The sequence below is a fragment of the Paenibacillus tianmuensis genome, assembly GCF_900100345.1.
Classification (GTDB): domain Bacteria; phylum Bacillota; class Bacilli; order Paenibacillales; family NBRC-103111; genus Paenibacillus_G; species Paenibacillus_G tianmuensis.
In genome coordinates this window covers 37,864-61,407 of the sequence record NZ_FMTT01000034.1, presented here as the reverse complement: position 1 = coordinate 61,407, position 23,544 = coordinate 37,864, and the positions used below count along the sequence as shown (strand labels likewise).

27 protein-coding genes, 1 rRNA gene, 1 pseudogene and 1 riboswitch are annotated in these 23,544 nt (G+C 52.5%); of the genes and pseudogenes, 27 read left to right on the top strand and 2 right to left on the bottom strand.

Going from position 1 to position 23,544, the window contains the following annotated elements; all coding sequences use genetic code 11:
- Positions 1-285: ribosomal RNA gene (locus BLO51_RS19780) — 23S ribosomal RNA — on the top strand; the annotation flags it as partial.
- Positions 286-439: 154 nt separating this feature from the next.
- Here the strand turns inward: BLO51_RS19780 and BLO51_RS19775 are convergent.
- Positions 440-988: a hypothetical protein gene (locus BLO51_RS19775; RefSeq protein WP_143006929.1), complete on the bottom strand. Its 549-nt coding sequence runs from the start codon at positions 986-988 to the stop codon at positions 440-442.
- Between the two features lie 183 nt (positions 989-1,171).
- Here BLO51_RS19775 and BLO51_RS19770 point away from each other — a divergent pair, with 183 nt between their 5' ends.
- From BLO51_RS19770 to rsmI, 10 genes are all read left to right on the top strand, one after another.
- Positions 1,172-1,369 carry a sigma factor G inhibitor Gin gene (locus BLO51_RS19770; RefSeq protein ID WP_088834960.1) on the top strand — a complete coding sequence of 66 codons (198 nt, stop codon included), beginning with the start codon at positions 1,172-1,174 and terminating at the stop codon, positions 1,367-1,369.
- 108 nt (positions 1,370-1,477) lie between these two features.
- Complete coding sequence (locus BLO51_RS19765; RefSeq protein WP_090674606.1) at positions 1,478-2,953, top strand: aminotransferase class I/II-fold pyridoxal phosphate-dependent enzyme; 1,476 nt, start codon at positions 1,478-1,480, stop codon at positions 2,951-2,953.
- Between the two features lie 147 nt (positions 2,954-3,100).
- Positions 3,101-3,739, top strand: coding sequence for a dTMP kinase (gene tmk, locus BLO51_RS19760; protein ID WP_281180398.1), 639 nt, complete (start codon positions 3,101-3,103; stop codon positions 3,737-3,739).
- 120 nt (positions 3,740-3,859) lie between these two features.
- Positions 3,860-4,189, top strand: coding sequence for a cyclic-di-AMP receptor (locus BLO51_RS19755; RefSeq protein WP_010501661.1), 330 nt, complete (start codon positions 3,860-3,862; stop codon positions 4,187-4,189).
- A 17-nt stretch (positions 4,190-4,206) separates the two neighbouring features.
- Positions 4,207-4,653 (top strand): YaaR family protein, encoded by a 447-nt coding sequence (locus BLO51_RS19750; protein WP_054973620.1) that lies wholly within the window; start codon positions 4,207-4,209, stop codon positions 4,651-4,653.
- A gap of 36 nt (positions 4,654-4,689) precedes the next feature.
- Positions 4,690-5,667, top strand: coding sequence for a DNA polymerase III subunit delta' (holB, locus tag BLO51_RS19745; protein WP_090674603.1), 978 nt, complete (start codon positions 4,690-4,692; stop codon positions 5,665-5,667).
- Between the two features lie 2 nt (positions 5,668-5,669).
- Positions 5,670-6,473: a PSP1 domain-containing protein gene (locus BLO51_RS19740; RefSeq protein WP_090674601.1), complete on the top strand. Its 804-nt coding sequence runs from the start codon at positions 5,670-5,672 to the stop codon at positions 6,471-6,473.
- 41 nt (positions 6,474-6,514) lie between these two features.
- Positions 6,515-6,871 (top strand): DNA replication initiation control protein YabA, encoded by a 357-nt coding sequence (gene yabA, locus BLO51_RS19735; RefSeq protein WP_090674600.1) that lies wholly within the window; start codon positions 6,515-6,517, stop codon positions 6,869-6,871.
- A 113-nt stretch (positions 6,872-6,984) separates the two neighbouring features.
- Positions 6,985-7,761, top strand: coding sequence for a tRNA1(Val) (adenine(37)-N6)-methyltransferase (locus BLO51_RS19730; protein ID WP_090674598.1), 777 nt, complete (start codon positions 6,985-6,987; stop codon positions 7,759-7,761).
- A gap of 9 nt (positions 7,762-7,770) precedes the next feature.
- A complete protein-coding gene (gene rsmI, locus BLO51_RS19725) occupies positions 7,771-8,664 on the top strand; it encodes a 16S rRNA (cytidine(1402)-2'-O)-methyltransferase (protein ID WP_174551282.1) in 894 nt (297 codons plus the stop codon).
- Positions 8,665-9,251: 587 nt separating this feature from the next.
- On the opposite strand, the gene BLO51_RS19720 is transcribed toward rsmI, so the two are convergent.
- A complete protein-coding gene (locus BLO51_RS19720; RefSeq protein WP_010501678.1) occupies positions 9,252-9,506 on the bottom strand; it encodes an AbrB/MazE/SpoVT family DNA-binding domain-containing protein in 255 nt (84 codons plus the stop codon).
- Between the two features lie 385 nt (positions 9,507-9,891).
- On the opposite strand from BLO51_RS19720, the gene BLO51_RS19715 reads away from it, so the two are divergent.
- The 16 genes and pseudogenes from BLO51_RS19715 (at position 9,892) to fin (ending at position 23,459) form a co-directional block, all read left to right on the top strand.
- Positions 9,892-11,175, top strand: a complete 1,284-nt coding sequence (locus tag BLO51_RS19715; protein ID WP_090674596.1) for an HD domain-containing protein — start codon at positions 9,892-9,894, stop codon at positions 11,173-11,175.
- A gap of 48 nt (positions 11,176-11,223) precedes the next feature.
- Positions 11,224-11,991 carry a TatD family hydrolase gene (locus BLO51_RS19710; protein WP_090674595.1) on the top strand — a complete coding sequence of 256 codons (768 nt, stop codon included), beginning with the start codon at positions 11,224-11,226 and terminating at the stop codon, positions 11,989-11,991.
- 224 nt (positions 11,992-12,215) lie between these two features.
- A riboswitch (cyclic di-AMP (ydaO/yuaA leader) is annotated at positions 12,216-12,406 on the top strand.
- A gap of 327 nt (positions 12,407-12,733) precedes the next feature.
- Positions 12,734-13,825 carry a resuscitation-promoting factor gene (locus BLO51_RS19705; RefSeq protein WP_174551281.1) on the top strand — a complete coding sequence of 364 codons (1,092 nt, stop codon included), beginning with the start codon at positions 12,734-12,736 and terminating at the stop codon, positions 13,823-13,825.
- A 109-nt stretch (positions 13,826-13,934) separates the two neighbouring features.
- A complete protein-coding gene (rnmV, locus tag BLO51_RS19700; protein ID WP_090674591.1) occupies positions 13,935-14,489 on the top strand; it encodes a ribonuclease M5 in 555 nt (184 codons plus the stop codon).
- A complete protein-coding gene (gene rsmA / locus BLO51_RS19695) occupies positions 14,486-15,406 on the top strand; it encodes a 16S rRNA (adenine(1518)-N(6)/adenine(1519)-N(6))-dimethyltransferase RsmA (protein ID WP_090674589.1) in 921 nt (306 codons plus the stop codon). The genes rnmV and rsmA overlap by 4 nt, the downstream gene beginning before the upstream one ends.
- Positions 15,407-15,487: 81 nt before the next feature.
- Positions 15,488-16,375 carry a sporulation peptidase YabG gene (gene yabG / locus BLO51_RS19690; RefSeq protein WP_090674587.1) on the top strand — a complete coding sequence of 296 codons (888 nt, stop codon included), beginning with the start codon at positions 15,488-15,490 and terminating at the stop codon, positions 16,373-16,375.
- 208 nt (positions 16,376-16,583) lie between these two features.
- Positions 16,584-16,856, top strand: a complete 273-nt coding sequence (veg, locus tag BLO51_RS19685) for a biofilm formation stimulator Veg (RefSeq protein ID WP_090674585.1) — start codon at positions 16,584-16,586, stop codon at positions 16,854-16,856.
- A 154-nt stretch (positions 16,857-17,010) separates the two neighbouring features.
- Positions 17,011-17,184: pseudogene (locus BLO51_RS19680) on the top strand (small, acid-soluble spore protein, alpha/beta type); the annotation flags it as partial.
- A 316-nt stretch (positions 17,185-17,500) separates the two neighbouring features.
- Entirely contained in the window at positions 17,501-18,355 is an 855-nt protein-coding gene (gene ispE, locus BLO51_RS19675) for a 4-(cytidine 5'-diphospho)-2-C-methyl-D-erythritol kinase (RefSeq protein WP_090674614.1), read from the top strand.
- A 133-nt stretch (positions 18,356-18,488) separates the two neighbouring features.
- Entirely contained in the window at positions 18,489-19,334 is an 846-nt protein-coding gene (purR, locus tag BLO51_RS19670; protein ID WP_090674583.1) for a pur operon repressor, read from the top strand.
- Positions 19,335-19,343: 9 nt separating this feature from the next.
- Complete coding sequence (locus BLO51_RS19665; protein ID WP_090674612.1) at positions 19,344-19,730, top strand: RidA family protein; 387 nt, start codon at positions 19,344-19,346, stop codon at positions 19,728-19,730.
- 122 nt (positions 19,731-19,852) lie between these two features.
- On the top strand, positions 19,853-20,137 hold the full coding sequence (spoVG, locus tag BLO51_RS19660) for a septation regulator SpoVG (RefSeq protein WP_010501706.1): 285 nt from the start codon (positions 19,853-19,855) through the stop codon (positions 20,135-20,137).
- A gap of 144 nt (positions 20,138-20,281) precedes the next feature.
- Positions 20,282-21,664: a bifunctional UDP-N-acetylglucosamine diphosphorylase/glucosamine-1-phosphate N-acetyltransferase GlmU gene (gene glmU, locus BLO51_RS19655; RefSeq protein WP_174551283.1), complete on the top strand. Its 1,383-nt coding sequence runs from the start codon at positions 20,282-20,284 to the stop codon at positions 21,662-21,664.
- Positions 21,665-21,781: 117 nt separating this feature from the next.
- The gene (locus tag BLO51_RS19650) at positions 21,782-22,399 is read left to right on the top strand and encodes a 50S ribosomal protein L25 (RefSeq protein ID WP_090674580.1); all 618 of its coding nucleotides are present in this window, start codon (positions 21,782-21,784) and stop codon (positions 22,397-22,399) included.
- A 162-nt stretch (positions 22,400-22,561) separates the two neighbouring features.
- Positions 22,562-23,122, top strand: coding sequence for an aminoacyl-tRNA hydrolase (gene pth / locus BLO51_RS19645; protein ID WP_090674579.1), 561 nt, complete (start codon positions 22,562-22,564; stop codon positions 23,120-23,122).
- A gap of 106 nt (positions 23,123-23,228) precedes the next feature.
- Positions 23,229-23,459 carry an anti-sigma-F factor Fin gene (gene fin, locus BLO51_RS19640; protein WP_025846833.1) on the top strand — a complete coding sequence of 77 codons (231 nt, stop codon included), beginning with the start codon at positions 23,229-23,231 and terminating at the stop codon, positions 23,457-23,459.
- Positions 23,460-23,544 lie beyond the last annotated feature (85 nt).

Sequence of the window (23,544 nt, the reverse complement as noted above, 5' to 3'; positions counted from 1 at the left end):
GGTCCCTATCTGTCGCGGGCGTAGGAAATTTGAGAGGAGCTGTCCTTAGTACGAGAGGACCGGGATGGACGTACCGCTGGTGTACCAGTTGTTCCGCCAGGAGCACGGCTGGATAGCTAAGTACGGAAGGGATAAGCGCTGAAAGCATCTAAGCGTGAAGCCCCCCTCAAGATGAGATTTCCCAGTATGTAAGACCCCTTGTAGACGACGAGGTTGATAGGTTCGGGGTGGAAGCGCGGCAACGTGTGCAGCTGACGAATACTAATCGGTCGAGGGCTTATCCTACAAGCTTTCCGAAGGAAAGCTGCTTCGGAAGCAATGATCATTCACTTTACGCTTTGTTTCGGTCCAGTTTTCAGGGAATAATCAGACCCTTGCGATCCAATTTTGGAGATGCAAGGGTCTTTCGGTATTTTTCCAATAATGCAAAAAACTCGCCCTACTGTGCATAGCAGGACGAGTCGTTCTCATTTATTTTTAAATAGCCGGTTGAACTGTGCTTGCGAAGAAGGAATATGATGACTAGGCGCGGAAGCAAAAGCCAGAGATGGATGAATACGAGAAAGCCGAGGAGTGATGGCGAGAGCCACGGATAGAGGCATCCCAGCAAGACCAAGACGATCCATAGCACATGGAAATGGAGTCGGCGTACTTTGGTCATAGCGATATACGCGTTCGTACCCGGCACATAACCGAACCAAGGCAGCCGATAGGACCAGTTCCAAGCTTGCGGAGAATACTTCTCCTTTGTTCGGAGCAGGAGGCGAAGCAGAAGCGTTTGGACGAGCGGTATACCGATCACTCCGACCGGGACACCAATCAACCCCGCAGGTAATGAGTCAAAAGAGATCGCAATTGCGGCCCCAATAAAAGCGCAAGCGATCAAAATCCAATATACTTGAAAGAAGATCGGCTTGTAATGAACCCGTTTGAGCAGCCGGTAAGTATAGATGGTCGATTCTTTGGACAACGTTCGGTCTCTTGGCATAATAAGCCCCAATCCTCACTTGATGAACAAAATGAAAATTCACTACATATATCGGTAGAGTACAGGAAAATGTTGAGTTTGTCACGGGCTAACATGGATATTCAACAAAAATATCGCGGAAAGGTTTGAGTTTTAAGAGAATTGGGCATACTGCTAGAAAAGAAGAGTAGAGGTGAATCGAACATGAGCGACGAGCTGCAGCACGATTTCACGCCATCCTGCATCATTTGTGGGCAAACCAAAGAGAACGGCATTCTAATCATATCCGAATTCATATGCGAGGATTGCGAGAATGAAATGGTCCATACGGAAGTCAACGACGCTAAGTACCCTTTTTTCATACACCAGATGAAGCAAATTTTATATAAAAAGAATGCTTGAACGGCAGGCGAAAGGAAGCAAGCTCCGTTTTATCTCGGTCAGGGATGGAAGCGGGCTTTTTTGTTTGGTACAATACTGCTAACATTGTTTTTGAAATGAGGAAACAAGGTGTCACAGCATAGAGCGCCGCTGTACGAAGCATTAGCGACACATCGGGAATCGGGCGCGTTCAGCTTTCATGTGCCCGGTCATAAATCGGAAGCGAAAGGGTATGCCGAAGCGGAGTCAGACTTCCGGCAGATCTTATTACTCGATAGGACGGAGATCACGGGACTGGACGATCTTCACCATCCAGAAGACGCGATTAAAGAAGCCCAGACCTTGGCTGCGGCGTGTTTTGGAGCGGATGAAACTTTTTTTCTAGTGAACGGGAGTACGGCGGGAAATCTGGCGATGATTTTGGCGACATGCCGCCGCGGGGACTTGCTGCTAGTGCAGCGGGATGCACACAAATCCGTCATCCACGGACTGATGCTCGCCGGTGCACAGGCGGTGTTTATCTCCCCGCTGTGGGATCCGGAGAGCGGACTGAGCATGGGAGTGGCTGCAGAGGATGTCAAGCAGGCGCTGAATCGCTATCCTGAGGCTAAGGGGCTGCTTGTAACCAATCCGAGCTATTACGGAATTACAAGCGATTTGAAGGGGTTATCCGGCCTTCTGCATGACTGGGGGAAGGTGCTGCTCGTGGATGAGGCGCACGGGGCTCATTTCGGCTTCCATCCCGATGTGCCTGCTTCGGCCTTAAGCTGTGGGGCGGATGCGGTTGTGCAGTCCACCCATAAAATGTTGACGGCCATGACGATGGGTGCGATGCTGCACATGCAGGGCCCGCGAATTCACCGCGGCGCCGTCCGAAAGGCGCTCGCCATGGTGCAAAGCTCGAGCCCTTCTTATCCGATTATGGCTAGCCTGGACCTCAGCCGGCGGATGCTGCAGGAAGGCGGCGGAGAACGGATAGACCGGGGCCTATCGGCTGTTCGGAGTGTGATAGCCCATCTGAGCGGACATAGCCGGTGGCATGCAAGAAATCTTACGGAACCAATGCTTCAGATCGGGTGTCGTCAGGACCCTTTTAAGATAGCGTTGTACGACGCGTCAGGCCGTCTCGACGGTTTTGCGTTGAAGGAGCGTCTTGAGCAGCAGGGCTGTTACCCGGAGCTGGCAGACCTGACGCATGTGCTGCTTGCGTTCAGCTTGGTGAGCACCGAAGCCGCGGCGCAGCGGCTTATTGAGGCGCTGGAGCGGATAGACGAAGAAACACGGGATGAAAAAAGCGAAACGAAGCCGGGATTATGGGAGACCGAAGCCGCGGCACAGCGGATATCTGATCCGGTAACGTTTGATTGGGAAGCTATCCACGAGGCGATGGAGACAAGGGTGACGCTCCCCGTAGCCGAATGCGCTGGCCGCATCGCTGCGGAGATGATCGTGCCGTACCCTCCAGGCATTCCGGTCCTCTATCCAGGAGAGCGGATTACCGAACGGACGGCAGCGCATTTAACGCGGCTGGCCGCCTTAGGGTCGCGTTTTCATGGGCATGATGTGACCGCCAGCGGCACCGTCCCGGTGCTGGAAACGCGGTAATCGCTTAGCGGCGGCACAGGCGCTTGCACGAATTGTTTTGAATAGGCGGCGGTTTGTTCGCACGGCATCAAGAGAAGAAGCTAGCAATAGAGCGGAGAAACGGATTGCAACCGCTATTCGAGTCACTACAGGATAGGAGACATGCATGTGAAACGGGGCTTTTTTATAACGGTAGAGGGCGGAGAGGGCGCAGGCAAAACGTCTGCAATCGATGCGATCTTAGAGCAAGTCAAGGCGCGTGGGTACGACGTGTTATCCACACGGGAGCCTGGGGGCATTCCGATTGCCGAACAGATTCGCTCGGTCGTTCTCGACCGGAACAATACGGCGATGGACCCGCGTACGGAAGCGCTATTGTATGCGGCCGCGAGACGGCAGCATTTGGCGGAGAAAGTCATTCCTGCGCTGGAAGCCGGTAAGGTCGTCGTATGCGATCGTTTTATCGACAGCAGCTTGGCGTATCAAGGGTATGCGCGTGAGCTTGGCATGGACGAGGTGTTTGCTATTAACCGGTTTGCGATCGGCGGTTGGATGCCGGATTTGACGGTGTTCATGGACGTTCGTCCGGAAATTGGGCTGGCCCGGATTCGCGTCGATCAGGGACGGGAAGTGAACCGCTTGGACCTGGAGTCGATGACGTTTCATAACAAAGTGCGGGAAGGTTACTTGCAAATTCTCCGTCAGTTTCCGGAACGTGTCGTGCGGGTGGATGCGGAGCGGGAGCTGGACAAGGTGCTCGAAGATATTGGGCAAATGCTGAGCCAAAAGCTACCTAGGCGAGTATGATATAATGGATGCATTCCTTCTACAGATGTTTATATATAAATGAAGGAATTTTTCAATCGCTTGTCAAATATTTAAGATAGGAAGACGGATAACATTCCTTTGGCAAAGGAGGCTGGATGCATGAAGTTGGTTATCGCCGTTGTGCAGGATAAGGACAGCAACCGTTTGTCGAACGCACTGATCAAAGAGGGCTTTCGCGCAACCAAGCTGGCAAGCACGGGAGGATTCCTACGCGCCGGGAACACGACCTTTATGATCGGTACGGAAGATGAGCGTGTCAACGAAGCGCTGCAAGTCATTAAAGCGAACTGCAAAATCAGAGAGCAAATGGTCACCCCGGTATCCCCGATGGGGGGAACGACGGATTCGTATATTCCTTTCCCTGTCGAAGTTCAGGTTGGGGGGGCGGCGGTATTCGTGCTTCCGGTCGAGCGGTTCGAACATTTCTAGAAACGAGGTCGAGCCGAGTGAAAATCAACCCGGGTTGGCGCCCTTTCGGTAATGAGGTCGTCCGCAGCGAGAATACGTCATCCCAGCAGCTTCAAAAAATGTCGTTCTCCGATACGATGCAGCACCAGGAAGAAAGAGCAACCCGGGAGCAGCTTCAGCGCATTCTGCAGCAAATTGACCTGCAAGGTCAACGGCTGGCCAAGTCGATGACGGTACGCGAGCTTCGGCAGTATAAGCTGCTTGTGAAGCAGTTTCTGGAGGAGACGGCACGGCGGGGAGTTCAGCTTCGCGATACGCGAGGTTGGGACCGTAGAGGCCGCACGAAGCGGTACAAGCTGCTGGAGGAAATCGATGCCGAGCTGCTCGGCCTGGCGGACGAGCTGGTGGAAAGCGAACAGGGACGCATTGAGCTGCTGCAAAAAATCGGTGAAATTCGCGGAATGCTGATTAATTTATTTTTTTAGCGAAGCAGCCGATCTGGAAAGGAAATGCAGACCGTCATGTCTTTTCAATCGATTACAGGGCAGGAGCGAGTCAAACGAATGCTGCAAAACAGCCTTCGGACCGACAAAGTTTCGCACGCGTATATATTTACGGGGGCGCCCGGGACCGGGCGGAGAGCAATGGCCCGGGCGTTCGCCCAAGCTATCTATTGCAAGGTGCTGCCCGACGATGCTTGCGGGGAGTGCCTGGATTGCCGCAAGGTAGAGCATGGAAATCATCCTGATCTGCATTGGATCGTACCGGACGGCGCCTCCATCAAAATCGACCAGATTCGCGAGCTGCAAAAGCAGTTTGCTTATCGGGCTTCCGCCTCTAACATTAAAATGTATATCTTGGAGGATGCCGATAAGCTGACCGTTCAGGCGGCGAACAGTCTACTGAAATTTTTGGAGGAACCGACCTCGCAGGTTGTGGCCGTTCTGATTACGGATAACGGACAAGCCCTTCTGCCGACCATTCGGTCGCGATCCCAGTGGATTCCTTTTCTGCCAATGGGGCGAAGCGGTATGAAGGAGCTGCTTTTGCAGGAAGGACATCCGCTCGTACTGGTTCAAGCGGCGGTGAATTTGGCCGCAGGACCGGAGGCGGCGCGTGAGTTGATTCAAGGAAATGGGTTTGCAGAACTCCGAAATTTGGTGATACAATTAGCAAGAGAGAGTTTGTCCCGATTGCCGTCTGCAATGCTGACCGCTCAGCAGAAGCTGGCAAAGGGCGAATTTTCCGAACAATTGCCGCGCTTTATGGATATGCTGATTTTGTGGCTCAAGGATATGGTGCAGCTCAAGCTCGGCAGCCGCGAAGAATTGGTCTACACGGATCAACTGGACTGGATGTCGCAGCAAGCGTTGTCTTATTCGATGGAGCACTGGATCGCCTGCCTCGAGCAGGCGGTGGAGACGCAAAAACGTTTGCGGTCCCATGCCAATCCCCAGCTCGCGCTGGAACATATATTAATGCGGCTTAAGGGGGTGTAAGATTGTTCTCCGTAGTAGGTGTCCGCTTCAAGAAGGCGGGCAAAGTGTATTACTTCGATCCGAGCGATCTATCGATTGATCAAGATAGTGCCGTCATTGTCGAAACGGCGCGCGGAGTCGAGTACGGCCGGGTAGTTATTGGCCGAAGGACGGTAGGCGAATCGGATGTTGTGCTTCCGCTGAAAAAGGTCATCCGCATCGCGGACCAGCAGGATGCACAGCTTGTTGAGGATAACAAGCAAGCGGCCAAAAATGCGTTTGCTATTTGTCAGGATAAGATTAAGGATCACCAGCTGCGCATGAAGCTGGTCGACGTTGAGTATACATTTGACCGGAACAAAATCATTTTTTACTTTACGGCCGAAGGCCGGGTCGATTTCCGGGAATTAGTCAAGGATCTGGCCAGCATTTTCCGGACACGGATCGAGCTCCGTCAAATCGGCGTACGGGACGAAGCCAAGATGCTTGGGGGCATCGGGCCTTGCGGACGTATCCTGTGCTGCTCTTCCTTTCTGGGGGATTTCGAGCCGGTTTCGATCAAGATGGCCAAGGACCAGAACCTGTCGCTCAATCCGACGAAAATTTCCGGATTGTGCGGACGATTAATGTGCTGCCTCAAATATGAGCATGATAATTACGAAAGCGCCAAGGACGATCTTCCCCGTGCAGGTAGCGAGGTCGTTACGCCGTTTGGCAACGGGCGTGTGGTGTCGCTGAATGTTGGGGAACGTACGGCGAAGGTGCAAATTTTCGATTTGAAAAAAGTGATGGATCTTCCTTTGGATGATGTAGTGGAGCAGCATTAAAGGCCAGTCGCTGCTTCTGCAGCTTGAGGTGAGAGAGAAGCGTGGATAAAAGAGATATATTCGTACAAATCGATCAAATGGAAGAACAGATGGGCGCGCTGTATGCCGAGCTTGGCGAAATCAAACAGCAGATTATCGAGCTGCTGGAGGAGAACAAGCGGCTGGGCATCGAGAATCAGCAGCTGCGCAAGCTGCTGAAGAAAGATGCCGAACCGATGCTGCCTTTGCTTCAAGCAGCCGGGGCGAGCGTTCCTGTTTCGATGAAAGAAACGACCGGTGAAGGCTACGACAATTTGGCACGCATCTATCACGAAGGCTTTCACATTTGCAACGTATATTATGGACATTTGCGTACGGAAGGCGACTGCTTGTTCTGTATGTCATTTTTGAATAAATAACGATGCGCCGTAGAGGAGAATGACTCTTCTACGGTTTTTTTTGAAGAGCAAAGAAAGTTTTAACTTACTTTAGACGATGAAGTACATAATAACCGGCAGAAAGAGGTATACGCTTGGAACGAGTTCCGATCTATGAGCGGGAGCGAATCGACGATTTGCTTACGCACGATTTAAAAATCATTCAAAGCGACGAAGTGTTCAGCTTTTCGATGGATGCGGTGCTGATTGCGCGCTTTTGCTCGGTGCCGCCGAGAGGGCGCATTGTCGATCTGTGTTCCGGTAACGGCGTCATTCCGCTGCTGCTGACCACCCGGACAAAAGCGCACATCACGGGTGTAGAAATTCAAGCCAGATTGGCGGATATGGCCCAGCGGAACGTGCAATTGAATGGACTGGAGGAACGAATTGACATTCAGCACGGCGATTTGCGTCAATCGCCCGCCGAACTGGGGAACGGCGCCTTTGATTTGGTGACGGTCAATCCTCCGTATTTGCCTGTTCCGAATGGGGAACAGAACGTGAATGAGCACGTAGCTGCCGCCCGTCACGAGCTGTTCTGCACGTTGGAGGATGTGGTTCGGGTGAGCAGCCGGCTGGTGCGCAGCGGCGGCAAAGTCGCCATGGTGCACCGGCCGAGCCGCTTGGTCGATATTTGCTGCACGATGCGGCAGTACCGGCTGGAGCCGAAACGCATCCGGTTCGTTCATCCCCGGGCCGATGCCGAAGCGAATATGGTGCTCATCGAAGCGCTTCGCGACGGAAAACCGGAGGTTCGCATGCTTCCACCGCTGATTGTTTATAAGAATGAGACGGAATACACAGATGAGTTGATGGAGGTCTATTACGGCCGCCGCGCTGCGCTCGCCGATCCGTCCAATACTTCACTATAGAAGGAATCGATGTCCGTGAACGTTCAAAAAAGCTACGCCAACGACAGCCGCCGTCAAGGAAGCCTTTATCTGGTAGGAACTCCGATTGGCAACCTGGAGGACATGACCTACCGTGCCGTTCGGGTGCTGGGCGAAGTACAGTGGATTGCCGCCGAGGATACCCGGCAAACGCGCAAGCTGCTCACGCATTTCGACATTTCGACCCGGCTCGTCAGTTACCACGAACACAACAAGCAAGCCAGCGGCCCCGAGCTGATCCGGCTTATGCAGGAAGGCGATTCCATCGCGCTCGTCAGCGACGCCGGGCTGCCTGCAATCTGCGATCCGGGTGCGGATCTGGTCCGCCTCGCCATCGAAGCGGATATCCCTGTGATCCCCATTCCCGGGGCGAACGCCGCGCTGTCCGGGCTGATCATGTCCGGGCTACCTACCGAGCGGTTTACCTTCGTTGGCTTCCTACCGCGCGACAAAAAGCCCCTCGAACGGGAGCTTGCCACCTTGAAGCGGGAGCCCGGCACGGTAATTTGCTACGAATCCCCGCATCGCTTAGTGAAGACCCTGACGGCGATGGCCGAAACGATCGGAGAGAACCGGGAAATCTGTCTGGTCCGCGAGCTGACCAAAAAATACGAGGAAGCCGTCCGCGGCACGATCCGCGAATGCTTGGACCATCTGAACGAGCACCCGCCTCAAGGCGAGTATGTGCTCATTCTCCGCGGCGTGAGCCCAGAGGAAGCCGAGGCATCCGGCGAAGCCCTGTGGTGGGCGTCCTTATCCCCTGCGGAGCATGTCGCCCGCTACGAGGCCGACGGCCTCGAACATAAAGAGGCACTGCGTCGCGCCGCTCAAGACCGCAGCGTCCCGAAGCGGGAGCTGTATAACCTGTTGCATCAGGGAAGCTGACAGAAAATGGTTTACAACGATCGCACCTGCTATATAATAGAAAAAGACAAGATGTTAGACCCAAGGCCCAATCGGGTAATAAGGCTTATATGTGTTGCGCGAATCGAAGGTTATGGTAATGGCGTCGGTGATCCTTCAAGTATCCAGCGCCTTTGGACGATGCTGCTTTAGCAGCGAGCTCTCCGACGCACGAGCTGTCGAGTGCGTCCCGGCCCTGCTCGAACAAAAGCTGTCGAGGCTTGCCTCGATGCGGGCCATAGCGGGGCGTTCCAACACCAAACGCCGCCGTAGGCGCATGCACCGCTTCGTAAGAGCGCCGTCGTGAAGCGTGTCTTCATGCCGGACCCGAAGGGTTCGCATGGAGACAGACGCGCTCCCTGCACCCAAGCTGCGTCGAAGCGTCTGCGGGGTCCAGGGGCCGCGGCCCCTGGGGTCCCCCTTAGGAAGGGGGATTTAGGGGGATGGCCCCCCTCTGCATAAAAAAAATCCCCGATTCGGACAACAACGAATCAGGGATATAGAGGAGATATGAAAAAGGTTAGAATTACCAAAGTTAAATGTGCTATCTCTATTATAACCTATTTTTTTTATTTTGTCACAGGTATTGGCATTTCAGATAAACATTCATGGCAAACAATTTTTCCTTTGAAGTAGGAAACGTTCTCGGCGTTGCCGCAGAAGATACAGGCAGGCTCATATTTCTTCAGCATGATGCGCTCGCCATCAACATAAATCTCCAAAGCGTCTTTTTCACCAATGCCTAAAGTACGGCGCAATTCGATCGGAATAACGACACGACCTAATTCATCTACTTTCCTAACAATACCGGTGGATTTCATCATAAAAAATTCCCCTCTCTAAGAAGTTACATAATGATAAGTTAGTGTCTCAAAAGATTAATCGTCATGTTTCGACATTTCTTTACACATATGATACCAACCATTCCCAAAATAGTCAACCAAAAAATATGATTTTTCTTTGTTATTTTATGGCATACGAGGGGTGTTATGCAAAATTCAGTAAAAACAAACGTTCAAAAGCGAGAAAATCGTTGTTTTTTATAAGACCCACCTCACTAAGAAAGGGTTTGTCACCAGATCATTGAAGTATAGATAAAAAAAGAAAAAGTAATAATGGAAGTTTATATTCGACAAACTTCGACAAAATCCTTCTTGTTTTTAAGAAAGTATTGTCGAAAAAATAGCCGGAGCCGATAGGAGGATGTTCATGACCACTCCCCTTCAAGAAGAGAAAGTATTTAAGGATCCCGTGCACAAATACATCTACGTCCAAGACCAAACGATCTGGGACCTGATCAACACCAAGGAGTTTCAACGCCTCAGACGAATTCGCCAGCTCGGCACCTGCTTTTTGACGTTCCACGGCGCGGAGCACAGCCGCTTTTCGCATTCGCTCGGCGTTTACGAGGTTACCCGCAAAATCATTTCGCAGTTCGAACGCAACAAGTACGAGGACTGGCCGCGGGAGGAGCGGCTTCTGTGCCTCTGCGCCTCGCTGCTGCATGATGTTGGGCACGGGCCGTTCTCCCACTCGATTGAAAAAACGTTCGGGACGCACCACGAGGAATGGTCATGCCGCATCGTTCTCGGAGATACGGAAGTGAACCGCATCCTGCGGCGCGTATCGCCTACGTTCCCACAGCAGGTGGCCGGCGTGATCGCTAAGACGTACCATCAGGAAATTGTCGTCAGCCTCGTCTCCAGTCAGCTTGACGCCGATCGGATGGATTACCTGCTGCGGGATGCCTATTTCACTGGCGTAAATTACGGCACATTCGATTTGGAACGCATCCTGCGCGTCATGCGACCGTATCAGGGCCATATCGTTGTAAAGGAAAGCGGTATGCATGCGGTGGAGGATTACTTGATGTCCCGGTACCAAATGTATTGGCAGGTCTACTTTCATCCGGTGACCCGCAGCGCCGATGTATTGCTTCACAACATTTTTCAAAGAGCGAAGCACCTTCATGAGGAAGGCTTTGCCTTCCGCTTCTTATTACATCCGCTACCGAACCTGTTCCGGCAAAAAATGACGGTACACGACCATTTTTTAATGGACGAGGCGTTCATGCAGATGGTGCTGATGCAATGGTCCTTTGAAGAGGACCTGGTGCTTTCCGACTTATGCACCCGGTTCCTGCAGCGGCAGCTGCTCAAATATGTGACGCTCGAGAAAATCGACGCCTGGCAGATCGAGCGGCTGCGGGATCAAATGCGAAGCTTCGGCATCGATCCGGACTACTACCTTGACATCGATTTTCCTTCCGATCTATCGTATGATGTGTACAGGCCCGGCGAACAGGATGAGAAGCTGCCTATTCTGTTGCTTGACTCGCAGGATACCCTGACGGAAATATCGCGGAAATCGGAAATTGTCCGATCCATCAGCGGCATTCATATGGGGAAATACCATTTGTATTACCCGCGGGAACTGCTTTTGAATCATGCCGACAAGTTGGATAAAAACCTTCGAAAACTGCTCGACCTTTAACTGTCATGACCTGCTCTTGCAACCAGATCACTATAAAAGGAGAACACGATGATAATCGATACACATGCACACTTGAACGCGCCGCAGTTCGATGAAGATCGACAGGAGGTCATCGAGCGCGCACGCGCAAGCGGAATAAGTCGAATCGTTAATGTCGGATTTAACCGGGAGACGATTCCAAGCTCCATCGCTTTGACGGAACAGTACGATTTTATTTATTCGACCGTAGGCTGGCATCCGACCGATGCGAAGGACATGACGCCGGAGGATCTCGAATGGATCGAGTCGCTGTGCGGACACGAGAAAGTTGTCGCCATCGGGGAAATCGGCCTGGATTATTATTGGGATACGTCTCCCAAAGACGTGCAGGACCGCGTATTTCGCCAGCAAATTCGGCTTGCGAGGAAGGTTGGCCTGCCAATCGTTATCCATAACCGCGACGCGCATCATGATGTCATGCAAGCGCTTCGCGAAGAGAAAGCGGCGGAGGTCGGAGGGGTCATGCATTGCTACTCCGGCAGCTGGGAGACGGCAAAAATGTGCCTGGACATGAACTTCTATATTTCGTTCGGCGGTCCCGTCACGTTCAAGAATGCAAAACAGCCGAAGGAAGTGCTCGAGAAGGTGCCGCTCGACCGTTTATTGATCGAAACCGATGCGCCTTATCTGGCTCCTCACCCGTATCGGGGCAAGCGAAACGAGTCTTCCTATGTGCGCTTGGTCGCCGAGACAGCTGCCGAAATTAAATGGATATCGTTGGAAGAATTGAGTGAAATCACCACGGCAAACGCCGTCCGACTTTTCAAGTTAACGTGAATAAATACACGGATTCGGACAAGCTTATTTTCTTTCGAATCGAGATAATCCAAGAAAAATATATAAAAACATACGACTTACGAAGAGAAAGATGGTTCTTGTGGGAGATTTAGCTTGAATCGGCTGGAATTGATCCAAAACCATCCTTTTTTTCGAAGTTTGTATACTTTACAACTTTGGTCCTCCCATCGTAAACTCAATAATAACTTCATAACGATTACCAAAATCCAACATCGCTGAGTTTCCGAAAGGGAAACGGGGGAACCGCATCGCGGCAGTTAAGGCACAACTTTGACCGCTGTGGTGTTTTTTTAGGGGTGAATCCTCATCGTGCATGGGTAACATGCACTGGGGTAGGGCGACTCTCAAGTCCGAATCCGTCAGCTAACCTCGTAAGCGTCTAGAGAGAGGTAACGATTGTCGTGAGCTTTTATTTCATTTTGGCCAAAATGAAAAAGTCACGGGAAGGTTCCTCTTCTCCGCTGACTTTTTTTGTGTTCTCCCGTTCATTTGGGATAGTAACCGGAGCCGGTTTAACCAACACAAGTTGAAGGAGGTGGCCGCCGCAGGCAAGTAAGTTCTGATGGCAGCAGATACGATTGTTGGAATGGCAATCAAACCATTTTACCATAGTCGCGTCAGATTAAATCATGCATAACACTCGGATGGCGGGGCTTTAAGGAGGACCGAACAAGTGGGCGCTGTGAACCATGAACAACCCCATGTAAGACGATCATCCAGCATGTCCTTCGCATTGCGATGGAAGCATGAAAACTTGCGTATGATATCGATTATTGCCCTCATTTCATTCGCTATGACTTTCATGTTCTTACTGATGTATCACGGTACGGCCACCAAGCGCGTATCAGTCGTTGTAGACGGACAGGAACGTACGTTCCAGACCCGGCAAGGAGTTCTACAGCGCATACTGGATGAGCAAGGCATCGCTGTAGGAGAATACGACCGGGTGTCGCATTCCCTTCAAGCTTCGGTAAAGTCTGGAGATCGTATTATGATCGACAAGGCACAGCCGTTGCAGTTAACAGCAGATGGAGAGACGAAGACCGTTTATACGACAGGGAAGACGGTGGAGACCGCACTGGCGGATTTGAAAATCACGCTCGGCGAGCTCGATAAGGTAACCCCCGCTTTGACGACGGAAGTCGCGGACAACGCGCCGATCAAAGTGGTTCGTGTGAAGAAAGAAACGGAAGAAGTAAAAGAACCGATCCCGTTCGAGACGGTGAAGAAGAACGAGCCACAGCTGCTCAAAGGCAAGGAACAGGTTGTTCAAGAAGGGCAAGAGGGCACTCTGCTCAAGAAAAAGGAAAAGCTGTTCGAGGACGGGGCGCTCGTCGCCGAGAATGTCGTCGATCAACAGGTGCAAACGCAAAGCATTAAGAAAATCGTAGCCGTCGGAACAAAAAATCCGGTCGTCATTTTATCCTCTTCTTCTCCGAACGTCGAGGAATTGACCAAAAACGGGGTTAAGTTCGGATACAAGCAAGTGATTAACAATGTGAAGCTTACAGCGTACTCGGCCGATGCCGACTCGACAGGAAAGAGCAGCGGGCATCCGCAGTACGGGGTAACTTCTTCAGGCACGAAAGTAACGGAAGGTCGCACAATTGCCGTAGACCCCAAAGTAATCCCGATGGGCTGGTGGGTGTATATCGAAGGAATCGGCTTCCGCCGAGCGGAAGATACCGGCAGCGCGGTAAAAGGGAATGTGATCGACGTGTATTTCGACAGCAGCGACTACGCCAATCGTTTCGGTTCGAAGAAGGGCCACACGGTGTATGTCATTGGGCCGAAAAAACCGTCGGTCGATTAAGGATGCGCAATTAGGGCAGACTCATCATATATAGAACGGATGAAGAAGAGGTACGGCGATGTCCCTCTTCTTTTTCTCTTGTTTATGAAAGAAGGTACGTCGAAGAGACATGATTAAGGAAATCATCGTTGTGGAAGGAAGAGACGATACCGTCGCTATTAAGCGTGCGGTGGAAGCGGAAACGATCGAAACGGGCGGCTCCGCCATTAACAAAGAAGTATTGAAACGGATTCGGCTTGCCCAGGAGCGGCGCGGTGTCATCGTATTTACGGACCCGGACCATGCAGGCGAGCGCATCCGTAAAATCATCGCCAAAGAAGTACCGGGCTGCAAGCATGCCTTTCTGACGCAAGAAGCCGCAACGAGCCGCGGAGATATCGGCGTCGAGAACGCCTCCGTCGAAGCGATTCGTGAGGCGCTGGCGAACGTGCGGACGGATGGGATGAGGGGCGAATCCGCTATCGCTTGGGAAGACCTGATCGAAGCAGGGCTCATCGTTCATCCGGAAGCGGCTTCGAGACGGCTCGCCATGGGTAAGCAGCTTGGGATCGGGTACTGCAACGGCAAACAGTTTTACAATCGATGCCGGATGTTTCAAATTTCGCGCGAAGAGTTCGAGGCGGCCCGGCGGCATTTGGATGAAGAAGAGGGTGCAAGCTCATGACGACAGAACATCGCGGACAACGGTCCGGACAAGCTAACGAGGATATCGCTTCCCCGAAGCGAACCAAGGAGCTCATTCAGAAGTACGGCTTCATGCTCAAAAAAAGCCTGGGGCAAAACTTTTTAATCGATCAAAACATTTTAACCAAAATCGTATCGGCCGCTGAGCTTGATCCGGGCAAAGGGGCCCTGGAAATCGGCCCGGGGATCGGTGCGCTCACCCAACAGCTGGCCAAGACGTCCGGACGGGTCGTAGCGGTCGAAATCGACCAGCGTCTTCTGCCGATGCTGGAAGAAACGCTTAAACCTTATCCTCACGTTTCCGTCGTCCACGGCGATGTACTGAAAACCGATCTTCGCGCGCTGTTCGAGGCTCATTTTCGCGATGTCTCGAAGGTCAGCGTCGTGGCAAACCTGCCATATTACGTGACGACCCCCATCGTGATGAAGCTGCTGGAAGAAAAGCTTCCGCTGGAGCATATCGTCGTAATGATCCAGAAGGAAGTAGCCGACCGGATGGCGGCGAAGCCTGGGGGCAAAGCGTACGGGAGCTTGAGCATCGCCGTACAGTATTATTGCGAGCCGGAAGTGGTCACCATTGTGCCCCACACCGTATTTATCCCGCAGCCGAACGTCGACTCCGCCGTGATTAAGCTGAAGGTGCGCGAGCAGCCGCCAGTGGAAGTGGAGGACGAAAGCTTTTTCTTCGATGTCGTTCAAGCCAGCTTCATGCAGCGCCGCAAGACGATTTATAACAACCTGGCCGCCAGGTATTTTACGAAGGAGACTAAGGAACAGCTGGAGGGGATTCTCCGAAATGCCGGCATTGAGCCATCGCGCCGAGGGGAAACGCTGTCGATTGAAGAATACAGCGTGCTCAGCCGACATTTGGCCGCCGCGTTGAAAGGGAATGGCTAGCCGGCCCGGACGATAGCGGGCGGTTGTCCCTGCACCATTTGCCCATATCCGCCATACGATAGTCGAGGAGGCGATGCAGCCATGAAGCAGGGAGACCTGGTCACTCGGAAGTCGTATGGCGGTGACGTTGTATTCAAAATTCATGAATTCCGGCAGCAGCAGGCCATATTACGCGGGGTGGAACTTCGCTTGCTGGCGGATGCCCCGTTCCGGGATTTGGTGATGGCTCCGCAGATCGATCCCCTTGAAAAGATAGGGGCGATGCGTCCCAAATGGCTGGAAGCTATGAGACGATCGGGAGCCGGAGCTGCCCCGCAGGCGCAGTCGGATGGATGGCAAAGCGCGGAGCAGCCTGCGGACTCTTCCAAGCCGCGCCCAACTTACTTCGAATTGCCTGGCAAAGTCCTGCATTTGGACGGTGATCCGAACTACTTGCGCAAATGCATGCTTCTCTACAATGAGCTCCGCGTTCCGGCGGACGGCTACTATGTAGCGGAGGCGAATATGGCCGATGCACTTTACCGCCTGCTGCCCCAATTGCAGCCGGATATCGTCGTGATTACGGGTCACGACGGGCTTCTGAAGCATCGCGGGCGAACCAATGGGGATATTACTCAGCTCACCAGTTACAAAAACTCGCATAATTTCGTCAATGCCGTTCGCGTGGCCCGACAGTTCGAAAAAAACCGCGATGCCCTGACGATCGTCGCAGGAGCGTGCCAGTCGCATTTTGAAGCATTGATGCAAGCCGGGGCCAATTATGCCAGTTCGCCGGCCCGCGTGTTGATTCACGCGCTCGATCCGCTGTGCATCGCGGCAAAGGTAGCATTTACCCCCATTAAGGACACGGTGAATATCGTCGATGTCATCGGGTTGACACACAGCGGATTGGAAGGGCTGGGCGGTATCGAATCCCGCGGGAGCTATCGCCGGGGGGTTCCCCGAATGGAATACGCGATTCGTAAATAAGCGCCGAAAGGTGCTTTTTATTTTGCCTGACGTAGCAATTATTTACAATTTTGTGAACGGGGTACCCTTGATCTTTTTGGAATATCGCATCACATTAAGGAAAAAATCCGTTGACAACCGGTTTGTATGGCTGATATAATATTCGGTTTAAATTGACATACTACTGTCGTTGCGTTATAATCGTTAAGGAAAGAGGTGGTAGTAGTCAATGGCAAAAAATTCGCTGTTGGAGATCAAACGTAGTTTGGAACCTCATGTCGGACAAAAGATTATGTTAAAAGCGAATGGTGGTCGCCGTAAGACAATCGAACGATCCGGTGTATTGGAGGAAACCTACCCTTCCGTTTTTATTGTCAAGCTGGATCAGGAGCAGCATGCATTCAAGCGTGTTTCTTACAGCTACGCAGACATCCTGACAGAATCCGTCGAAGTTACTGTGCATGGCGATGACGGTGAAGTGCGGATTACGATACATCAATAAGTACATAACGGTTGGCCGTACTAGCGGTCAGCCGTTTTTTTAATGAAGGTTAGCTCTCCCTTTCCTTGGAAAAGACTGCGGGACCGTATGATATTGCTGCGTCAGGCGCATAATAGATCACGGATACCATCATCGTTATGAGGGGGGACGCAATATGGGACGTAGAAGTCGGGGCGTCATGTCGGAATCATTCAAGTACGAGCTGGCCAAAGATTTGGGCTTCTATGAGACGGTTCAACAGGAAGGTTGGAGCGGTATTCGTACGAAGGATGCGGGCAATATGGTCAAACGCGCGATCCAAATCGCCGAGCAGGCTTTGGCGAATCAGCACTCGACGGCTGCCCCGGTACGCGAACCGGTCGGCAGTCAGCCGGGGCCGGTTGGTTCTCAAGCCAACGCGACTTACGGTCAACCGCCTTACGCCGGGTTGCCGCCCGCTTATACAGTTGCCCCAAATCCGGTTCAAACGGGCCACACCTCCTTTGCGCCGTAAGGACGGACATTCATTTCCGGAGAATCCTCAAGCTAGAGCGTCCGTATGGAGCTTTAGCTTTTTTTTGTAGCGCTTTTGGTATAGTATTAGGATGAACGGCATCATGCCTTCGATTAACGGGATGACAGACAGGTGCAAAGAAGGTGTCGACATGAAAGTGTTTGAGAAAGCGCCAGCAAAAATCAATTTGTCGCTGGATGTTTTACATAAGCGTGAAGACGGTTACCATGAGGTCGAAATGGTGATGACCATGGTCGATTTGGCGGACCGTATCGAGATGCAGGAACTGCCCCGCGATACGATCATTATTTCCAGCCAAGCCGGGTATATCCCGCTCGACGAAAAGAACCTTGCCTTTCAGGCCGCCCGGCTCATTAAAGACCGGTACGACGTAAAACAGGGCGTATATATTCATTTGGACAAAAAGATTCCCGTTGCCGCGGGCCTGGCCGGAGGGAGCAGTGATGCGGCAGCGACGCTGCGCGGCTTGAACCGGCTGTGGAGGCTTGGGATCGGAACGGACGAGCTGCAGAAGCTTGGAGCTGAACTCGGCTCGGACGTACCCTTTTGCGTGACGGGAGGGACGGCCATTGCGCGCGGCCGCGGAGAGAAGCTGGAGCCGATCGAATCGCCGCCTCAGTGCTGGGTCATTTTGGCCAAGCCACCGATCAATGTGTCCACCTCGGAAATATACGGCAAGCTGAACGCTGCGGGAATCCGCAAGCATCCGTCGACGGAAGGCGTCCTTCGGGCGATTCGCGAGAAACGATTTGATCTTCTGTGCGGCGAGCTGGGCAACGTGCTGGAGGAAGTGACGTTGGACCTGTATCCCGAAGTGCGCCAGCTGAAGGAAGTTATGGTCAAGCTGGGCGCCGAAGGCGTGCTAATGTCGGGCAGCGGTCCGACAGTGTTCGGCCTCGTGTCCAAGGAAACGAAAATTCCGCGCATTTACAACGGGCTGCGGGGATTTTGCAAGGATGTGTTCGCTGTCCGCCTGCTTACATAAAGGAACCCGTGAATGTCACGTTTGTGTCATCATCTTTTGCATGGATGCTTGAATAAATACGTATAAAAATGGTATATTCACAATATATTATTCGGGTTTATAGCTATTTATCCGACGTGTAGGGGGAACGCTCATGAAGAAATTAAAAAGAAGCGCAAGATTGGTCGAGATGACCCAATACTTGCTGATCCGCCCCCATACGCTGATTCCTTTGACGACATTTGCAGACCGATATCATTCCGCCAAATCGTCCATCAGCGAAGATTTGGCCATCATTAAAGAAGTGTTTGAAGAGGAAGGCCTTGGGGAGCTTCTGACGCTTGCGGGTGCAGCCGGCGGCGTCAAGTTCATACCGAAAGTATCGAAATCGCATTCATTGCAATTTATCACCCAGTTGTGCCGCCAGTTGGAGCAGCCCGAACGCATCCTGCCGGGCGGGTATTTGTATATGTCCGATATTATGGGGCAGCCGATGATTTTGAATGAAGTCGGCAAAATGTTCGCTTCCGCCTTTTCGGGCAACGATATCGATGTGGTCATGACGGTGGAAACGAAAGGCATTCCGCTGGCCTATGCCACGGCTACTTATTTGAACCTGCCGGTCGTCATCGTGCGCCGCGACAATAAAGTGACGGAGGGTTCCGCCGTCAGCATCAACTACGTATCCGGCTCGAATAAACGCATTCAGACGATGTCTTTGTCCAGACGGGCGCTCAAGGAAGAAGCCAAGGTGCTGATCATCGACGATTTCATGCGGGTGGGTGGAACGATTCACGGCATGATGGACTTGCTGCAGGAGTTTAAAGCCACGGTCAAAGGCGTCGGCGTATTCGTCGAGTCGGGCGAAGTCGAGGAGCATTTGATCGAGGATTACGTCTCGCTCGCCAAGCTGTCCGCCGTCGATCCGAAAACGCGGGAGATTACGGCTGAGCCGGGCAATTATTTTCAAGAAGAGGTTTCTAATCTAATTGAGGAGTGACAAATGCATATGACATTAGAACGTATCTCTACGGACCGGGCGCCTGCCGCTATCGGTCCTTATTCACAAGCAATCAAATTCGGCAATCTGTTATTTACCTCCGGTCAAATTCCGCTCAATCCCGAAGGCCAAATCGTCGAAGGCGGCATTGCCGAGCAGACGCACCAAGTTTTCCGCAATTTGAAAGCGGTATTGGAGGAAGCGGGGGCAACATTCGAGAGCGTGATCAAGGCAACGGTGTTCATCAAGGACATGAATCAGTTCGCCCAGGTGAATGAAATCTATGCAGCCTACTTCGGGAACCACAAACCGGCGCGTTCGACTGTCGAAGTTGCACGATTGCCGAAGGACGTACTTGTCGAAATCGAGCTTATTGCGGCGTTAAGTGTCGAATAATTTCAAATTTATAAAGTATTTATAAAATTGCTCAAAAACTTTAGAGATATAGCAGGAATTTGCCCTAAAATGTGGAATTTATAGTTCACGTCTCCAAGATGGAAAAAGGTGGTGAATCAGAAGTGCAAATTACAGACGTCAGACTTCGCAGGGTGAACTCCGAGGGCAGAATGAAAGCCATTGCTTCCATTACCATCGATAACGAATTTGTAGTCCATGACATTCGTGTGATTGACGGTAACAACGGCATGTTCGTGGCTATGCCTAGCAAGCGGACCCCGGACGGGGAATTCAGAGATATCGCTCACCCGATTTCTTCTTCCACACGGGAGAAAATTCAAGCGGCCGTGTTAGCGGAATACGAGCGTGCCGCAACGGAAGAGGAAGTCATCGAAGAAGGAGCTTAATACGATCAATGAAGAGGGCCAAAAGGCTCTCTTTTCTTTTATAACCGGCAGGATATATTGGGACTGGCGTTTCAAAGACAGAAACCGTATCATAAAAAGAAAATAATACATTGGATTAAAGGGGATGGACGAAACTTGAACATCATGGGGATCGTACTGGCTGCAGGTCAGGGGAAACGGATGAAATCGAAACTATATAAAGTGCTGCACCCGGTATGCGGTAAACCGATGGTCGATCATGTGGTTACCGCACTGGAAAATATACATGCTTCTCGTACAGTCGTCGTCGTCGGTCACGGAGCGGAAGCCGTTCAAACGTATTTGGGCGACCGGGTTGAGTATGCGCTGCAGGAGCAGCAGCTCGGGACAGGCCACGCCGTGCTTCAGGCCGAGAATCTGCTTGCCGCGGAGGATGGCTTGACGATTGTCATCTACGGAGATACGCCACTGATTTCGGATAGCACTCTTGAAGGAATGATCAAGCTGCACCAGGAGAAGGGGGCGGCGGCCACGCTGCTGACGGCGGTTGTTGACGATCCTACCGGGTACGGGCGGATCATCCGGGACGAGCGCGGGCATGTGACGCAAATCGTGGAGCAGAAGGACTGTAACGAGGCGCAGCGTCTGGTCAAAGAGACGAACGTCGGCACCTACTGCTTCGATAATCGGAAGCTGTTTGAAGCGCTGGCGCTTGTAAAGAACGATAATGCGCAGAACGAATACTACATTACGGACGTGATCGGCATTCTGGTTGGTCAGGGGCAAATTGTCGAAGGCTACGTGCTGGAAGACGAGGCGGAGTCGTTCGGCGTCAACGACCGTCTGCAGCTGTCCGTAGCGGAGCAAACGATGCGCGATCGGATTAACCGACGCCATATGCTCGCCGGGGTGACGATGATCGATCCGGCAAGCACATATATTGAAGCGGACGTGGAGATCGGAGCGGATACGGTATTGCTGCCGGGAACGGCGCTCCGGGGAAAAACGGTAATCGGTGAAGACTGCGTCATCGGACCGCAAGCGGATATCACGGATAGTACGATTGGCAGCGGCGTCACCGTCAAGCACTCCGTGCTTCAGGAAGCGCTCGTAGGCGCCGGATCGTCCGTAGGACCATATGCTTATTTGCGGCCGGGAGCGGATCTTGGCCAGAACGTAAAAATCGGCGATTTCGTCGAAATCAAAAACGCCAAGCTTGCAGATGATGTGAAAGTGTCGCATTTAAGCTACGTCGGCGATGCGGTCATCGGCCGGAATGTCAACTTTGGCTGCGGAGCGATTACCGTCAACTACGACGGCTTCAACAAACAGCTGACCGAAGTGGAGGAGGATGCGTTTATCGGCAGCAATGTCAACCTCATCGCTCCGGTTAAAATCGGCAAAGGAGCCTATGTCGTGGCCGGTTCCACCATTACGCATGAAGTAGGGGACAGCGACGTGGCGATTGCCCGGGAGCGTCAGGTGAACAAGCGCGGTTACGCTGACAAGCTTCGCTCCAAATTTGCGGCGAAAAAGGCGAAGAAGTAAGAGCGGAGCGATTAACGAAGGAACTTGCCGCAAATCCTATGCAGCGATGTTTCGAACCTCCTTCCATTGGGTAAAGTAGTAAGAAGCTAGGGCACCCAAATTGAAGGAGGTTTTCTTATGGCTACATCGCTCAAAGCGGAAGCTCGGACGGGCCGGACGAAAGGCGACCGCAACCGGCTCCGGGCCGAGGGAAAAGTCCCCGGCGTCGTCTACGGAAAAAAAGTAACGCAGACGCCGATCGCCATTGACCAGAAGGAGCTGCTCGCGCTGCTGAAGACGAATCCGCATGCGGTTATCGATATGGACATTCCGCAATTTGGCAAGCAGCCGGTCATGATCAACGAAGTGCAGCGGGATGCGCTGAGCCGCCAGCTGCTGCATGTCGATTTTCATCAAATCAACATGGACGAGCCGGTTCAGACGACGGTTCGGCTGGAATATATCGGAGACCCGGAGGGGGTTAAGGTCGGCGGGATTCTGCAAGTTCAGCACCACGAAATCGAAATCCGCTGCCTGCCGCAGCATATCCCGGCCTCCATCGAAGTCGATGTCAGCGGGCTTGAGATCGGACAAAGCATGCTCGTATCCGAGCTCAAGCTGCCGGAGGGCGTCGAAGTGAAGACGGACGTGCATGACGTGCTCGCCACGATCTTGACGCCGCAGAAAGAAGCCGAGCCGGAAGCGGAAGCTCCGGCCGGGAATGCCGCCGAGACGGCGGAGAAGACTGAGGCATAATTTAGAGAGAGCGTATCGGCTTGGATCGATGCGCTTTTTTTCTTTATGTCCGGCGGACGCCGTATCTGCCGAGTATCGCGAAATTGGCGCGGGACGTTTTTTTCGGTTATGATAAGTTGAGGGTATCGTTTCACCCCATGGAGTTGAAAGGGGCAGGTCAGGTTGAAATGGTTTGTGGGTCTCGGCAATCCGGGACGGCAGTACGAAGCGACGCGGCATAATATTGGTTTTATGGCGCTGGACCGTTTTGCCGATAAGCACGGCATCAAAATTACGCAAAGCAAATGCAAGGGACTGCTGGGAGAAGGCCATGTCGCGGGACAGAAGGTGTATCTGCTGAAGCCGCAGACGTACATGAACTTGTCAGGGGAGTCGATCCGTGCCTTTATGGATTTTTACAAAGCGGCCATCGGGGACCTTATCGTCGTCTATGACGATCTGGATACGCCCTACGGGCAAATCCGGCTGCGCTATCAAGGAAGCGCGGGCGGGCACAACGGGATCAAGTCATCTATCGCCCACTTGGGCACGCAGTCGTTTCAGCGCATTCGAATGGGTATTTCGCGGCCTGCGCCCGGCAGAGACATCGCCGATTACGTGTTGAGCCCGTTCAGCAAAGAAGAGTTTCAGGAGATGCCCGGGCTGCTCGACAAGACCGTGGATGCCATGGAACATATCCTGGAGCATCCGTTCGAGAAGACAATGGCCAAATTCAACGGCTGAGCCGTTTCCTTCTCCCAAGAAAAAGCGTTAGCCAAGAGGCTAATCTCTTCCCATCCCGGCCATAATAAGTAAAAACGGCGCTTGGCAAGCGGGAGGAGGAAGTCCGATGGCTCTGAAATATGTTTGTCGTCATTGCCAGACCTTAATCGGAGAAATCCGGCAGGGGGAAGTGAGCGAGTTTCAACTCGGGTTCCATTTCTTGACCCCTGAGGAGCGGAGAGATATAATATCGTATAACCCGAATGGGGATGTCACCGTCAAGGTGGTTTGCGATTACTGCAAGGAAGCGCTGGATGCCAATCCGGAGCTCTCGCTCCTCGCGAATCCTCTGCAATAGGGGTTGTTCGCATTTCGGCTATCCGGCTTTGTGGTTGAGGATCGGCCTAAAGTCCGGTGAATAAGAGGCCGCTGCGCGGGTGGAT

Bases quoted from the DNA above. Each gene is read 5' to 3' on its own strand.
- BLO51_RS19770 (WP_088834960.1), top strand. From the start codon at position 1,172: ATGAGCGACGAGCTGCAGCACGATTTCACGCCATCCTGCATCATTTGT.
- BLO51_RS19710 (WP_090674595.1), top strand. From the start codon at position 11,224: ATGATAATCGATACACATGCACACTTGAACGCGCCGCAGTTCGATGAA.
- ispE (WP_090674614.1), top strand. From the start codon at position 17,501: ATGAAAGTGTTTGAGAAAGCGCCAGCAAAAATCAATTTGTCGCTGGAT.
- BLO51_RS19775 (WP_143006929.1), bottom strand. From the start codon at position 988: ATGCCAAGAGACCGAACGTTGTCCAAAGAATCGACCATCTATACTTAC.
- veg (WP_090674585.1), top strand. From the start codon at position 16,584: ATGGCAAAAAATTCGCTGTTGGAGATCAAACGTAGTTTGGAACCTCAT.
- BLO51_RS19705 (WP_174551281.1), top strand. From the start codon at position 12,734: ATGTCCTTCGCATTGCGATGGAAGCATGAAAACTTGCGTATGATATCG.
- holB (WP_090674603.1), top strand. From the start codon at position 4,690: ATGTCTTTTCAATCGATTACAGGGCAGGAGCGAGTCAAACGAATGCTG.
- BLO51_RS19715 (WP_090674596.1), top strand. From the start codon at position 9,892: ATGACCACTCCCCTTCAAGAAGAGAAAGTATTTAAGGATCCCGTGCAC.
- yabG (WP_090674587.1), top strand. From the start codon at position 15,488: ATGAAGCAGGGAGACCTGGTCACTCGGAAGTCGTATGGCGGTGACGTT.
- BLO51_RS19650 (WP_090674580.1), top strand. From the start codon at position 21,782: ATGGCTACATCGCTCAAAGCGGAAGCTCGGACGGGCCGGACGAAAGGC.
- rnmV (WP_090674591.1), top strand. From the start codon at position 13,935: ATGATTAAGGAAATCATCGTTGTGGAAGGAAGAGACGATACCGTCGCT.
- fin (WP_025846833.1), top strand. From the start codon at position 23,229: ATGGCTCTGAAATATGTTTGTCGTCATTGCCAGACCTTAATCGGAGAA.
- rsmA (WP_090674589.1), top strand. From the start codon at position 14,486: ATGACGACAGAACATCGCGGACAACGGTCCGGACAAGCTAACGAGGAT.
- glmU (WP_174551283.1), top strand. From the start codon at position 20,282: ATGGGGATCGTACTGGCTGCAGGTCAGGGGAAACGGATGAAATCGAAA.
- purR (WP_090674583.1), top strand. From the start codon at position 18,489: ATGAAGAAATTAAAAAGAAGCGCAAGATTGGTCGAGATGACCCAATAC.
- BLO51_RS19755 (WP_010501661.1), top strand. From the start codon at position 3,860: ATGAAGTTGGTTATCGCCGTTGTGCAGGATAAGGACAGCAACCGTTTG.
- rsmI (WP_174551282.1), top strand. From the start codon at position 7,771: ATGTCCGTGAACGTTCAAAAAAGCTACGCCAACGACAGCCGCCGTCAA.
- BLO51_RS19665 (WP_090674612.1), top strand. From the start codon at position 19,344: ATGACATTAGAACGTATCTCTACGGACCGGGCGCCTGCCGCTATCGGT.
- BLO51_RS19720 (WP_010501678.1), bottom strand. From the start codon at position 9,506: ATGATGAAATCCACCGGTATTGTTAGGAAAGTAGATGAATTAGGTCGT.